The 13,476-nt window shown below is 31.7% G+C and carries 13 protein-coding genes; 9 read left to right on the top strand and 4 right to left on the bottom strand.

The window, feature by feature from the left end; genetic code table 11:
- Nucleotides 1–25 precede the first annotated feature (25 nt).
- From K8Z87_RS01595 to K8Z87_RS01565, 7 genes are all read left to right on the top strand, one after another.
- The gene (locus K8Z87_RS01595; RefSeq protein WP_227475723.1) at nucleotides 26–1,828 is read left to right on the top strand and encodes a BatD family protein; all 1,803 of its coding nucleotides are present in this window, start codon (nucleotides 26–28) and stop codon (nucleotides 1,826–1,828) included.
- 1 nt (nucleotide 1,829) lies between these two features.
- Nucleotides 1,830–2,591 carry a tetratricopeptide repeat protein gene (locus K8Z87_RS01590; protein WP_227475722.1) on the top strand — a complete coding sequence of 254 codons (762 nt, stop codon included), beginning with the start codon at nucleotides 1,830–1,832 and terminating at the stop codon, nucleotides 2,589–2,591.
- 47 nt (nucleotides 2,592–2,638) lie between these two features.
- Complete coding sequence (locus K8Z87_RS01585) at nucleotides 2,639–2,938, top strand: hypothetical protein (protein WP_227475721.1); 300 nt, start codon at nucleotides 2,639–2,641, stop codon at nucleotides 2,936–2,938.
- Between the two features lie 83 nt (nucleotides 2,939–3,021).
- On the top strand, nucleotides 3,022–4,611 hold the full coding sequence (locus K8Z87_RS01580) for a SulP family inorganic anion transporter (protein WP_227475720.1): 1,590 nt from the start codon (nucleotides 3,022–3,024) through the stop codon (nucleotides 4,609–4,611).
- A gap of 31 nt (nucleotides 4,612–4,642) precedes the next feature.
- A complete protein-coding gene (locus tag K8Z87_RS01575; protein WP_227475719.1) occupies nucleotides 4,643–5,269 on the top strand; it encodes a carbonic anhydrase family protein in 627 nt (208 codons plus the stop codon).
- A gap of 57 nt (nucleotides 5,270–5,326) precedes the next feature.
- Nucleotides 5,327–5,968: a DUF2490 domain-containing protein gene (locus tag K8Z87_RS01570; protein WP_227475972.1), complete on the top strand. Its 642-nt coding sequence runs from the start codon at nucleotides 5,327–5,329 to the stop codon at nucleotides 5,966–5,968.
- Nucleotides 5,969–6,021: 53 nt separating this feature from the next.
- Entirely contained in the window at nucleotides 6,022–7,896 is a 1,875-nt protein-coding gene (locus K8Z87_RS01565) for a SulP family inorganic anion transporter (protein ID WP_227475718.1), read from the top strand.
- Here the strand turns inward: K8Z87_RS01565 and K8Z87_RS01560 are convergent.
- A complete protein-coding gene (locus K8Z87_RS01560; protein WP_227475717.1) occupies nucleotides 7,893–8,402 on the bottom strand; it encodes a CvpA family protein in 510 nt (169 codons plus the stop codon). The two genes, K8Z87_RS01565 and K8Z87_RS01560, sit on opposite strands and share 4 nt — an antisense overlap.
- Nucleotides 8,403–8,583: 181 nt before the next feature.
- Between K8Z87_RS01560 and K8Z87_RS01555 the strand changes: the two genes are divergently transcribed.
- Together K8Z87_RS01555 and pheS are read left to right on the top strand one after the other, a co-directional pair.
- Complete coding sequence (locus K8Z87_RS01555) at nucleotides 8,584–8,940, top strand: hypothetical protein (protein ID WP_227475716.1); 357 nt, start codon at nucleotides 8,584–8,586, stop codon at nucleotides 8,938–8,940.
- Nucleotides 8,941–9,060: 120 nt separating this feature from the next.
- The gene (pheS, locus tag K8Z87_RS01550) at nucleotides 9,061–10,080 is read left to right on the top strand and encodes a phenylalanine--tRNA ligase subunit alpha (protein ID WP_227475715.1); all 1,020 of its coding nucleotides are present in this window, start codon (nucleotides 9,061–9,063) and stop codon (nucleotides 10,078–10,080) included.
- A 486-nt stretch (nucleotides 10,081–10,566) separates the two neighbouring features.
- Here pheS and K8Z87_RS01545 read toward each other — a convergent pair whose 3' ends face one another.
- The 3 genes from K8Z87_RS01545 to K8Z87_RS01535 all read right to left on the bottom strand — a co-directional run bounded on the left by K8Z87_RS01545 (nucleotide 10,567) and on the right by K8Z87_RS01535 (nucleotide 13,066).
- Entirely contained in the window at nucleotides 10,567–12,273 is a 1,707-nt protein-coding gene (locus K8Z87_RS01545; protein WP_227475714.1) for a serine hydrolase domain-containing protein, read from the bottom strand.
- A gap of 117 nt (nucleotides 12,274–12,390) precedes the next feature.
- Nucleotides 12,391–12,843 (bottom strand): hypothetical protein, encoded by a 453-nt coding sequence (locus K8Z87_RS01540; RefSeq protein ID WP_227475713.1) that lies wholly within the window; start codon nucleotides 12,841–12,843, stop codon nucleotides 12,391–12,393.
- Nucleotides 12,830–13,066, bottom strand: a complete 237-nt coding sequence (locus K8Z87_RS01535; RefSeq protein ID WP_227475712.1) for a hypothetical protein — start codon at nucleotides 13,064–13,066, stop codon at nucleotides 12,830–12,832. Before K8Z87_RS01535 ends, K8Z87_RS01540 begins: the two co-directional genes overlap by 14 nt.
- Between the last annotated feature and the right edge of the window lie 410 nt (nucleotides 13,067–13,476).

Raw genomic sequence — 13,476 nt, 5'->3', positions numbered from 1 at the left:
TTACATTAGTAGTTAACACTTATATATGCAAACCCCAAAAACACATATTAATTTTAAAATAGTAATAGCTTTAGTTTCATTGCTTTTTACCACATGTTTGTTAAATGCTCAAGTTAAGTTTGAAGCTAAAGTGAGTAAAAAGAAATTAGGGTCTAATGAGCGTCTTCGTATAGACTTTGAAATGAATAAAGATGGCGATAATTTTGTGCCGCCAGATTTTAAAGACTTTACAATTGTTATGGGACCTAATACTTCTGTAAGTAATTATTGGGCAAATGGTAAGCGCTCATTTTCTAAAACATACAGCTATTTTTTAGCTCCTAAACGACAAGGGAAGTTTACAATAAAGCAAGCGGTTATTGAAATTGATGGGGAGACGTATAAAACCTTTCCGGTTACTGTAGAGGTAACTAAAGCGGTTCAAAAACCAAAAAATGGTAATGATGCTGAGTACGTTGCTTCTGAGAATATTCATTTTGTCGCTGAGGTTTCAAATTCTAACCCTTATTTAAATGAGCCAATAACAATAGTCTATAAATTATATGTAGCTTTAGACACAGGTGTAAGTGGTTGGAGAAATAAGGAAGTTCCTGTGTTTAACGATTTTTGGAACCAAAATATAGAGGTAAAAGGCTTTACTCCTGTAAATGCTCAATATAAAGGAGAAGATTATCGTTATGTTATTTTAAAGAAATCTGTTTTGTATCCTCAAAAAACAGGAGAATTAAAGATAGAACCTTTTGTATTAGATTTAACAGTAGAAGTACCAACAAGTCGGTCAGATATTTTTGGAAACCGTATTGTAAAAGAAGTGCCTCAAACGATTACAGCAGGTAATAGAACTATACGCGTAAAACCTTTGCCAGAACAAGGAAAACCAGCAGATTTTAATGGAGCAGTAGGCGATTTTAGTTTTAAAGTAACGACATCTAAAAGTCAATTAGATGCAGGAGAATCATTGCAAGCTAAAATAGAAGTTTCAGGTAAAGGAAATTTAAAATTGTTTGAACTTCCAGAATTATCAGTGCCAAGTTCACTAGAAGTTTATGAACCAGAACATAGCGAAAAAGTTCGTACAAATCTTTCAGGAATGCAAGGTAGTATATCAGACACTTATACATTAGTTCCACAGTATAAAGGTAAATATCCTTTGCCAAGCTTATCATTTTCGTATTTTGATTTAAAAACAGAAACATATAAACGGAATAACTCAAATGAAATAGTTATAGATGTTGTAAATGGACCTTCAACAGCAGTAGCGTCTAATAATAATGAAAACACTACAGTTAACGCTGCAAATAAGCAAGCATTAAATATCAACAATAACACATTTGCATTTATTAAAACAAACGCAAATTTGCAACCGATGACTTCAAATAATTTCTTTAAGTCAACACCATTTTGGTCACTGCTTTTGGCGCCATTTTTAGCAATACCAATAGCTATTTTAGTACGTCGTAAAAAAGAGGAAATAGATGCAGATGTTCAAGGCAATAGAATTAGAAAAGCAAATCGCTTAGCTAAAAAATTCTTAGGTAAAGCAAAGAAAGCATTAGGGCAAAAAGAGGAGTTTTATGTGGCTTTAGAGAAAGCTTTACATAATTATTTGAAAGCAAAATTAAATATAGAAACCAACGAATTGAGTAAAGATAGAATTAATGAATTGCTTACAAATAGAAAGGTTAATGAAGAAACGACCTCACACTTTTTAAACCTTTTAGAAAGTTGCGAATTAGCACGATATTCGCCATATACCCAAGTAGAAATGCAGCGCGATTATGACAAATCTGCTGAAACCATTTCGTTAATAGATAAACAGATACGTTAATATGAAAGCATTTGTAGTTTACATATTTGTAATTGGTTTTGGGCTAAGCGTATTTGCACAAAATAACACTTTGTTTGAGCAAGGCAATACATTGTATAATGATGGTAAATATGCTGAGGCCATAGAAAAATACGAAGCCATTTTAAACACTAAAAATCATTCTGCTGAACTTTATTATAATTTGGCAAATGCACATTACAAACTCAACAATGTAGCGCCAAGTATTTTTTATTTTGAGAAAGCTTTACATTTAAATCCCGAAGATGAAGAAATAAAGAATAATATAGCATTTGCAAGGAATATGACGGTTGATGCTATAGATACAATCCCAGAAGTTGGTTTTTCACGTTTTATAAAAAATGCAATTAATTGGATGAGTTTTGATAATTGGTCAAAACTTGCAGTAGTCTGTATTTTCATTTTTGTTATTGTATTTCTTAGCTATTATTTTTCTTATACATCTAATAGAAAACGTTTAGCTTTTATAGTCAGCATACTTTCACTTATTATAGCGATTCTATCTGTTACTATGGCTTTTCAGAAATATAATTTAGAAGCTTCAGATAATCCTGCTATCGTTTTTTCTCAAGAAAGTATTGTTAAAACCGAACCAAATCTAAGAAGTGAAGAAGCGTTTAGATTACATGAAGGCACAAAAGTTCAGGTTTTAGAACAAGTAAAATTATGGAGTAAAATTAAAATTGCAGACGGAACAACAGGATGGATTTCCTCCGAAGAGATAAAGCTGTTTAACGATTTTTAAAAGTTATTTAACATTTATACATTCTCTTAATGCTATATTTGCTGTTTATGCAAAAAATCTACAAACATAAAATTGCTGTTTTTTTTACCATATTTTTTATGGCAATTATTGCAGCTCCAACAATTATTTCATCAATTGATGATTCTGTAGATATTTCGGGGTTTTATGGCCTTACTGAAGAAGAGGAAAGTGAAAGTTTTAAACTTGTTTTTGAAAACTTATCTGAAGACATTGAAAATTGCTTAGTCGTTCAAACCAAGGAGAATCAAATAGTGTATACGTATAAAACGTATCCAAAACCACATCTTAACTTAATATCTCCACCTCCCGAAAACATCAATGTCTAGTTGACATTCTTAGTTGAGACTTTTAAAAATTTAATTATTAAAACTGTTTTAGCATAATAAGCTAAAATATAATGTATTATATCATGTTTAAAACTTTAAAAAACGACTTACCTGCTAGTATTGTCGTATTCTTTGTAGCACTACCATTATGTTTAGGAATTTCTGTAGCCTCTGGTGCAGAACCAATAACTGGCTTAATTGCTGGGATTGTTGGTGGTATTATAGTAGGTGGTGCATCTGGCTCTAAAATTGGAGTTAGTGGACCTGCTGCCGGATTAGCAGTAATTGTAGCTACAGCAATTGGTAACCTTGGCTATGAGAATTTTCTTGTAGCAGTAGTTCTTGCGGGTGTATTTCAAATAATTCTTGGTGTATTTAAAGCCGGAATCATTGGCTATTATTTTCCTTCATCAGTTATTAAAGGAATGCTCACAGGTATCGGTATTGTTATTATCCTTAAAGAAATTCCATACTTCTTTGGGCTTGATAAAAACCCTGAAGGAGATTTTGCATTCTTACAAGTTGATGGAGAGAATACGCTTACCGAATTGTTGAAGGCTATAAATGCATTAATAAGTGGCAATTTTGATTATGGAGCAACGGTCATTGCTATTATTTCAATGGCAATACTTTTATTATGGGGTAATGTATTAAGTAAAAAAGGTAAAATATTTAAGCTCGTACAAGGCCCTTTAGTAGCAGTTTTAGTTGGTATAATTTATTACTTTGTAACTAAGGATTCTAATTTAGCACTTAGTTCAGAACATTTAGTTTCTGTTCCTGTGGCAGAAAGTTTATCCGGATTAAAAGACTTACTTACATTTCCAGATTTTTCAGCAATTACTAACCCAAAAATATTAATAACAGCATTTACAATTGGTTTGGTAGCATCTTTAGAAACCTTGTTATGCGTTGAAGCAACGGATAAATTAGATCCAGATAAAAATGTTACACCAACCAATAGAGAACTTTTTGCTCAAGGTACAGGGAATATTGTATCTGGTTTAATTGGTGGTTTGCCAGTAACTCAAGTTATTGTTAGAAGTTCTGCTAATATTCAATCTGGAGGAAAAAGTAAAGCATCAGCTGTAATTCACGGATTTTTGTTATTAATTTCTATTATAACAATACCAAATGTATTGAATCTAATACCGCTTTCTGTACTTGCAGCAATTTTATTTATAGTAGGATACAAGCTAGCTAAGCCTAAGTTATTTATGCAAATGTATAACTCAGGGTTTAAACAATTTTTACCGTTTATTATAACTGTTTTAGGGATCGTATTTATAGACTTATTATGGGGAATTGGCCTTGGCCTTGCTGTAGGAGTTGTTGTCATCTTAATAAAGAGTTATCAAAATTCACACTTTTTACATATTGAAGGTGAAGATGTTGATGACGGTAAAGTTAAAATGACACTAGCAGAAGAAGTAACATTCTTTAATAAAGCGGCAATCTTAAAAGAGTTAGATAGTTTGCCTGAAAACAGCTATTTAGAATTAGATGTTAGAAAAACACGATACTTAGATAATGATATTATTGAAATCTTAGAAGATTTTGCATTTAAAGCTAAAGAACGAAGTATTGATATTAAACTGGTTTCAGAGCGTGGAACAGTCGAAAACCCTGAGAGTTTTATAGAGTTCTTTAAACTGAGACCTAAAACATCTTAAAAATTATTAAATAAAAAAATTACAGTATATAATGAAAGCACATACACAAGAAACACAAGCAGCAATGACTCCAACATCATCATTGCAAGCTCTTAAAGATGGGAATAACAGATTTGTAAACAGTAACCCAATTAATAGAAACTTATTAGAACAAATAGAAGATACAAGTACAGGACAATATCCATTTGCAACAGTTTTGCATTGTATAGACTCGCGTGTATCAGCAGAGTTAATTTTTGACCAGGGTATCGGGGATCTTTTTAGTATCCGTATAGCAGGAAACTTTGTTAACGAAGATATTTTAGGGAGTATGGAATTTGCTTGTAAGTTAGCAGGTACTAAGGTTCTAGTTGTTATGGGACATACAGCTTGTGGAGCTGTTAAAGGAGCATGTGACCATGCACGTATGGGAAATTTAACAGCTTTAATTAATAAATTAGAGCCTGCAGTAGCAGCTGTTGCAGAACCAGCAGATGAAAGTGAACGTACATCAAAGAATATTGATTTTGTAAATACGGTAGCTGAAAAGAATGTTCATATGACCATTGATAATATTCGCTCTCGAAGTCAAGTACTTAAAGAGATGGAAGATAATGGAGAAATCGCTATAGTTGGAGCGATGTATGATATTAAAACTGGTGTAGTAAATTTTTATTAAAAACGAACTAGTTTGAAAACAAAACAATTAAAATTGGCAGTATTGGCATTTGCGCTAATGCTGCCAATTTTTTCTTCTGCGCAAGAGAGTAATTTTGGAAATTGGCTTATTTACATTGGCAGTAAAAAATTAGATAAAGGTTGGAATATTCATAACGAAGTTCAATATCGTAATTACAATACCATTGGTGACCTAGAGCAGTTGTTATTAAGAACAGGTTTAGGGTACAACTTAACCGAAAACAATAACAATATACTTTTAGGTTATGGATATATTCTATCGCGTAATTTTATAGGAAATACCGATGAAACTTTTGATGTAAATGAACATCGTATTTTTCAGCAATTTACGACTAAGCAAAAGTTTTTGGGTATCGCATTAAGCCATCGTTACCGTTTTGAACAACGTTTTATAGAAGACGATTTTAGGGTGCGTTTCAGGTATTTTTTAAATCTTAATATTCCTTTAGGAAGAAAAGTTCTTGATGAGAATGATATCGATAAACGAAAATTATACCTTTCTGCTTACAATGAAATCTTTTTAAATGGGGATTCATCAATTTTTGATAGAAATCGTGTTTATGGTGGTTTAGGCTATAAATTCAGCAAAAATGTAAGAGTAGAATTAGGATATTTAAATCAATTTTTTGAACGCTCAGGACGAGATCAATTGAATATTATAACCTTTGTCAATTTTTAAATTAAAATTAGTTTAATTTTAAACTTATTTTTACTTCATAAAACCAGCAAATCATGAAAAACTTCTTTTCCAATTTACGGGGTGATGCTTTTGGAGGTATTACCTCAGGTATTATAGCATTACCATTGGCATTGGCTTTTGGTGTTGCTTCGGGCTTAGGTCCTACAGCAGGATTATACGGAGCTATATTTATTAGTTTTTTCGCTGCGCTTTTTGGAGGCACAAATACGCAAATATCTGGTCCAACGGCACCCATGACAGCTGTGAGTACTATAGTAATTGCAGGAATTATTGCCGCAAATAATGGAGACGTTAGTAGTGCATTACCAGCAATTTTAACTGTTTTTCTTCTAGCAGGCTTAATGCAAGTTGGGTTAGGAGTTATTGGTTTAGGCAGGTATATTAGATACATTCCTTATCCAGTAGTATCTGGTTTTATGACGGCTATTGGGGTTATTATCTTAATCACACAAATCTTACCAGCAATTGGGTATTACCCTAAAGAAGATAATGACTATGTAGATAAATTTGATACTAAAGTTGAGCAATCTATTTTAGATCGTCATTTAAATGATATTAAAGATAAGAAAGAAGATGGCACATTAAATTTAACAGATTATAAAAATAATGTTGACTTTGGTAAGGCTTTGACTCAAGAAGATCGACTTAAAGAAGCTCAAACCTTAGCAGGGAAAGAAGCTTCAGGTGTTTTAGGTGCAATTAAAATATTGCCAAGAGCAATTAAGCATATCAATTGGCTAGAATTAATTTTGGTACTTGGAACAATCTTAATTATTTATGGGTTTAAGCGCATTACAAAGGCCATACCTAGCACTCTAGTAGCACTTGTAGTAATGTCTGGGATTGCGTATGGATTTGGATTAGATTATAGGCCTATAGAAGAAATACCAGGAGGATTGCCAATACCCAACCTAGATATTTTCACAAAATTTAACTTAGCTAGTATAACACCATATTTCTTTACAGCTTTAACTCTGGCATTGTTAGGTGCTATAGATTCATTATTAACTAGTGTTGTGGCAGATAATATGACTAAAACTAAGCATAAACCTAATAAAGAATTAGTTGGGCAAGGCATTGGTAATAGTATAGCTGCTATTTTTGGTGGAATTCCTGGTGCAGGAGCAACAATTAGAACCGTTGTGAATATCAATTCTGGTGGAAAAACACGACTTTCAGGAATGATAGCAGGACTAATGCTTTTTGTTATTCTTCTTGGTTTAGGGCCGATTGCATCTCAGATTCCTGCAGCAGTTTTAGCAGGGATATTAATCACGGTAGGTATCGGAGTTATGGATTATAAAGGTTTAAAAGCCATTCCTAGTTTACCAAAAGACATTAAAATAGGACCTTTAAAATTAAGTTCTGAAGTTATTGTAATGATCGTAGTGTTAATATTATCTACGTTCTGGAATTTAGTTTACGCAGTTGGTATTGGCTTAGTTCTATCATCATTAATGTTTATGAAAAAGATAGGTGAACTAACAGCCGAGAATTCTGATGTAAAACCATTATTAGAAGAAAAAGCTTGGGATGACGAAGGTAATTTCCCCAAAAACCTTAAAGGAGAAGTATTCATTAAACATATTAAAGGCCCATTATTTTTTGGATCAAAAAGTGATTTTCAGCAATTAGCAAGCCAAATACCCGAAATCGCCACACATGTAATTATACGTATGGATCGTATGCAATACATAGATCAATCCGGACTTTATGCCCTTGAGGATATATTAATTGATTTAGAAAAAGCAAGTAAACCTGTTTTGCTTGTTGATATTCAAAGACAACCGCGTTATATGTTTGAGCGAATAGGCCTTATACCACAATTAATCTCAGAAGAGCATGTTTTTACTACGTTTAATGAGTGTGTTATTTGGCTAAAAGAAAATGTTGAAGACGTGGTTTAAGCTTGATTTTTATCTTCAGAAGTTTCATTAGCAATAATACTTGGAAAAATAGTAGGCGCCATAGATTTTACAGGTTTGTAGAGTACACTTTCATTAATATTATCTTCTTCTATAAAGGTCAATGTATTATTCATTTTATCTAAAACAATTAATAAAACACTGAGAATAAGCCCTATTTTTAAAACACCAAAAACACCTCCTAATAGTTTATTAAGCATACCTAAAGCTGCAAAATCAGCGAGTTTAGTTAATGCTTTTCCTGCTAAACTAATGGCTAAAACAATAATAACAAAAGTGATAGCAAAAGCCGTGATATTAATGGTTTTTTCTTCCCATTCGGTTCTAATTTGTAAAAAATCGGCTGCGAAATTACTAAAATGAATCGCGCCATAAAGCCCAAGTATTAAAGCTAAAAGTGAAGCGACTTCTACAAAAAGCCCTTTAAATAATCCACGCAATAACCCAAATAGCAATAGCGCGCCTAAAACAATATCAATGATGTTCATAAGATTGGTAGTTTAAACAAAAGTACACGATTTTTTTAAGTTCTATCATTTATCTAACGATATAGAAAACAGACGTGTGTTAAGGTAGAAATTGTTCTATAAAATTTGTTTTTTGTTGATTCATAGACAAAATATAAAGTAACTTTGCCTCTTGTATAACGCCAAAATGTAGACTTAAATTATGTCTAGAGACGAACAATTAAAAGAACGTTGGAAAAATGTTGTCGATAAATTATCGCAACAGTTTGCAGATGGTGATCCTTTAGACTTAGATTCTATTATATATTTAATCGGTTTACAAGAACTTGGACAGTTGCATCGCGATTATAAAAAAGACCATAAACTCGATTTAATGCATATCGCTATTTGTAAATTACTAGAGCCATATGGGTTTTATGAATTTGATTATGTAGATGATGAAGGTTGGCCGCATTATAAGGTAAAAGCACAATTACCACATTTAAAAGCAGGTGAGCAAAGTGTGCTTATGAAAGAAGCTATAGTCAACTATTTTCTAGAAACTGAATATATTGACTAACAGTTAATTTGAAAATAATCAAAGCTAAAAATAGCCAACTCAACTCAGAAAAAAAGATTAAATTTGCCGATTCAATGGCGATACTGAATTAATTCTGATAACTATCGGAACAGCATTATTATGATAGATAAGATAAGAGAACTCATCGTAGAAGCAGAAGCGTTTAAAGCACAATCTAAAGAAGAGATTGAAGCGTTTCGTATAAAATATTTAGGTAAAAAAGGATTACTTACTGAGTTTTATGCAGAGCTTAAGCATGTGGCTAATGACCAGAAGAAAGAGTTTGGACAGATTATTAATGAGCTAAAGAATACAGCGCAGAATAAAGTAAATAGTTTAAAAGAAGCTATAGAAAACAAAGAAGACGATCAAGGAGTTTATGGAGATTTGTCGCGCCCAGGAGAACCCATTTCTATTGGAGCACGTCATCCAATTTCTATAGTTAAAAATCGTATTATAGATATTTTTTCTAGTATTGGATTTAATGTTAGCGAAGGTCCAGAGATTGAAGACGATTGGCATAATTTTACAGCATTAAATTTACCTGAATATCATCCAGCTAGAGATATGCAAGACACATTTTTTGTGCAAACCAATCCTGATATTTTATTACGTACACACACCAGTTCGGTACAAGTACGTTATATGGAAAATAACAAACCACCGATTCGTACCATTTCACCAGGTCGTGTTTACAGAAACGAAGCTATATCAGCACGCTCACACTGCTTTTTTCATCAGGTAGAAGGATTGTATATCGATAAGGATGTGAGTTTTGCAGATTTAAAACAAACCTTGCAGTATTTTACAACCGAGATGTTTGGTAAGTCTAAAATACGTTTGCGTCCATCGTATTTTCCGTTTACAGAACCAAGTGCTGAAGTCGATGTGTATTGGGGTTTAGAAACCGAAACCGATTACAAAATGACCAAAGGTACAGGTTGGTTAGAGATTATGGGCTGTGGTATGGTAGATCCTAACGTATTGGATAATTGTGGTATTGACTCTAAAGAATATTCTGGTTTTGCGTTTGGTATGGGAATAGACCGTATAGCATTGTTACTTCATCAAATTAGTGATATCCGTTTGTTAAGTGAAAACGACGTGCGCTTTTTAGAACAGTTTAAGAGCGCGTTTTAGTTTTATTCAGAGTGTCTCAAGCCTGTGACAACGCTGCGCTATGTGCAGTTGTCTGTTTTTTTGTGAAGATAATGAAAAATCGTGTTGATGATTGCCAATTATCGACTTTAGTTAGCTCGCAAGGCGAGCTTTAACTTGGATTTTTCTTTTATTGGGAACAAAAAAAGAGCAACCAATTGCATATAGGGATTGATATGTAGAGTTAATTAGCCTTAGCGGCGAAACTAGTAAATAATAACTGATTAAATGTGTTGTAGCAATTGGCATAGCGTAGCGATGATGTAGAATTGCTTTTGGATGTATTGTCTGCGAAGCAGCATAGACAAAAGTACACCGCAGGCGTATTCTACATCATCGTTTGGTATATGGTTTGTTACATGTTTAAGAAACTAATTTAGTAAACAAATCATAGATAGGAAATTCTAGCGGAATTTTCGTAATCAATCTAAAACTAGCAATAAATTATATATGGTGTTATGTGCTGTTTTATTCTATAATTTTATTAAATGAAACGTTTTTTGCCCGACTACTAGATACTTTAAAACCTAATATCTCATCTAAATCATTTCTCACAAACTTTACTTTTTGAAAGGAACCTTTATTGCCAATAAAATAATCATTCTTGATTGCTTTCATTTTGAAATCTCCTAGTCTTTGGTGATTAGCTATAAGAGTATCGTTTTGAATAAAAAAAGTATAATAAGAATTTAATTCAGTACTATAATAATTCCCTTCAAACTCTTTTAAAGAATTCGAGCTATAATTTGCGGGAATATATTTATCCAAGAAAATCTTCTCTCCATCATCTAATGTAACGATTACTTGTTCAGGGTTAAAAAGTACTGAAACATATTCATCGATTTTCATCTCAAATTCATTATCGTCGACAGGAATTAATGCAGTCTTATCTGTCTTATTTCTTATATATTGCAATGTATTATTTTGAAGTTTGATTTGCCTTGAATAATCGTCTTTTTCATTCCAATAATACCCCTCAAAAGATTTTAATTCTTCTAAGCTTTTTTTAATTGGTTTTTTACTTATTAATGATTTATTGGATATATTATTGTTAGCCTGTTTTTTGGGAAAATATTCATTTAAACAGATGTCTGTTATTTGTCTTACAAGTTGACTTCCATTAATCTCCGAACTATTACTTGTGAATATAATACTAATACCTTGATTAGGAAATCTTCCTAAATATGCTATATAACTTGCATCTTGACCACTATGTTCTATTCTTTTTAAACCTCTATATTCGTTTATAAATTGCCCATTAGCATAGCCATAAAAACTCCCGTTATTAAGTTTTTCTAATCTATTCATTTTTTGAAAAACCTCACCGTTCCCAATATTTTTCTCATTAAAGTTAATTGCCCATTTACTTAAATCTTCAATGGTTGTAGATAAGTTTGTAGCACCTATACTTATATTGTTAAACACATCTTCAATAAAATAAGAACCTTCTTTATAATATGAATAACTTTTATTTTTTATTATTTGACCTTCCGTATCTATAAATTGAGTGTTGTACATTTTCAAAGGATTAAAAATATGCTTCTTTGTATAGTCTGAAAAAGATTTTCCAGACACTCTTGAAACAATTTCAGCTAAAAGTGTGTAGCCCGAGTTGCTATACATAAAATCTTCATTCGGTTTGAAATTCAATGACTTTTGATTAAAAAGAATTTCAAGTACTTGACTATTAGTAATAAAATCATTTAAACGCCATCCTCCAAGTCTCAATAAATTCCATTGATCTTTTATTCCACTTGTATGATTAAGAAGGTGTTTGATCGTTATTTTAAAATCAAACTCATTCATCTCAGGTAAGTATTTTCTAATATCATCCTCCAATGAAAGTTTTCCTTCATCTTCTAGCTGAAAAAGAGCAAATGCGGTAAATTGTTTAGAAACTGAAGCGACGTGAAAAGACGTTTTTTTAGTTATAGGAATCTGATGTTCCACATTTGCAAGCCCATATTGCTTTTGAATTACTAAGTTATCCTTATAGACAACTCCTATTGCTAAACCGGGCTTTTTAAAATTGTAATTTTTTAAAAGACGATCAATCTTTTGCTCTATTTGGTTAATTTCAAAAGGTTTTTTTTCTACAATATTTTGTGCTTCGATTTTTGGTATTAAAAAAAATATGCAAATGCATATTATCACAGCTTGATTAAAGTAATTCATTCAGGTTATTGATTGATTGATTGATTTTGTTGTAATTAGTATATGTATATAACAATATGTTACATTTTGTATGCATAAATTGCACATAACGGTCTCGGCTATGAGTAGTTGCGTTTTTTATCTTTTCTCTGCATATTTAAACTTATCGAAATTTTTAGGCAACTCATTTGTCATTTCTAATTTATTCGATGTTATAGTTGGTTTTATTTTTATGATTTTGGTTTTGTTATCTATTTCAATTTCGTGTTCACTTCTCATATTCACAACATCAATATGTAATACTTTAAAATGGTGTTTCCCTTTTTTGAGGTTTATAATTACATATTCGCTTGGTCTAATTTGTCCAAGAGGTTTTTGGTCAAGCCAAATATTCAGTCGAGCTGTATTGTCCATTTTGTGTAAAATATTTGCTCCGTTATAAATCAGAACATTTCCATTGCCTAGGTCATTCAGTTCAACATTTTCTATGTTAGTTTTTATGAATGTATATTCTGAAGTAATTGGTTTTAATGCACAAGAAGTAAGCAGAATAAAGCTAAATGAGGTGATGATAATTCTAATGTTTTTCATTTCTAAGATTGTTAGGCATAGTTTTTAATTTCGATAAATCTAATTCATATTTGTTAAGGTTTCCTTTCCAAACTCTACACAAAGGTTCTATTTCTTTCATAGTTCTGTAATAAAGTTGGTGAAATTCCAAATCAATAAGTTGTAAAACCATTAATTCGTCAAATAATTCCATTGTTTTCTTGTTAATAGAAACAAATCCAGATTTTTGAGCAGTAGTTTTCACGCTAATTTTTTTTCCGTTTGTTTTAATAACACAATAAAATTCTCCAAGCCTACCAAATTAAATGCCTTAATTCAGTCGGTTTACATCCTAATTCTTTGATTTCCAATTTTAGGATTTCAAAATATTTATTATAAAAAGATTTTATTTTTTCTTTTTCAATCATATTTTAAATTCTGTTTCAAGGCGAATCGCGTAAATTATGCCTAACGTTTGGTGTATAGTTAGTTGCGTGGTTCAGCAACTAATTTAGTAAACAAATACTTGCCAGAGGAAATTCCGAAGGAATTTTCGTGAGAAGCACTAGCCATAGCAATTAATTATACACGTCTTAAGTTTACAATCTATTACATTAGATATATTAATCAGAAAGAACAAAAGAGAGAAATAAGGTTAGTATACACGGTGAAGCT

It is taken from the genome of Winogradskyella immobilis, from assembly GCF_021887715.1.
In the GTDB taxonomy this organism is placed as follows: domain Bacteria; phylum Bacteroidota; class Bacteroidia; order Flavobacteriales; family Flavobacteriaceae; genus Winogradskyella; species Winogradskyella immobilis.
This window is presented reverse-complemented; position numbering and strand designations above follow the sequence as displayed.

What these genes read in the sequence shown, in the direction of transcription:
- K8Z87_RS01595 (WP_227475723.1), top strand. Translation starts at nt 26, where the DNA reads ATGCAAACCCCAAAAACACATATTAATTTTAAAATAGTAATAGCTTTA.
- K8Z87_RS01590 (WP_227475722.1), top strand. Translation starts at nt 1,830, where the DNA reads ATGAAAGCATTTGTAGTTTACATATTTGTAATTGGTTTTGGGCTAAGC.
- K8Z87_RS01585 (WP_227475721.1), top strand. Translation starts at nt 2,639, where the DNA reads ATGCAAAAAATCTACAAACATAAAATTGCTGTTTTTTTTACCATATTT.
- K8Z87_RS01580 (WP_227475720.1), top strand. Translation starts at nt 3,022, where the DNA reads ATGTTTAAAACTTTAAAAAACGACTTACCTGCTAGTATTGTCGTATTC.
- K8Z87_RS01575 (WP_227475719.1), top strand. Translation starts at nt 4,643, where the DNA reads ATGAAAGCACATACACAAGAAACACAAGCAGCAATGACTCCAACATCA.
- K8Z87_RS01570 (WP_227475972.1), top strand. Translation starts at nt 5,327, where the DNA reads ATGCTGCCAATTTTTTCTTCTGCGCAAGAGAGTAATTTTGGAAATTGG.
- K8Z87_RS01565 (WP_227475718.1), top strand. Translation starts at nt 6,022, where the DNA reads ATGAAAAACTTCTTTTCCAATTTACGGGGTGATGCTTTTGGAGGTATT.
- K8Z87_RS01560 (WP_227475717.1), bottom strand. Translation starts at nt 8,402, where the DNA reads ATGAACATCATTGATATTGTTTTAGGCGCGCTATTGCTATTTGGGTTA.
- K8Z87_RS01555 (WP_227475716.1), top strand. Translation starts at nt 8,584, where the DNA reads ATGTCTAGAGACGAACAATTAAAAGAACGTTGGAAAAATGTTGTCGAT.
- pheS (WP_227475715.1), top strand. Translation starts at nt 9,061, where the DNA reads ATGATAGATAAGATAAGAGAACTCATCGTAGAAGCAGAAGCGTTTAAA.
- K8Z87_RS01545 (WP_227475714.1), bottom strand. Translation starts at nt 12,273, where the DNA reads ATGAATTACTTTAATCAAGCTGTGATAATATGCATTTGCATATTTTTT.
- K8Z87_RS01540 (WP_227475713.1), bottom strand. Translation starts at nt 12,843, where the DNA reads ATGAAAAACATTAGAATTATCATCACCTCATTTAGCTTTATTCTGCTT.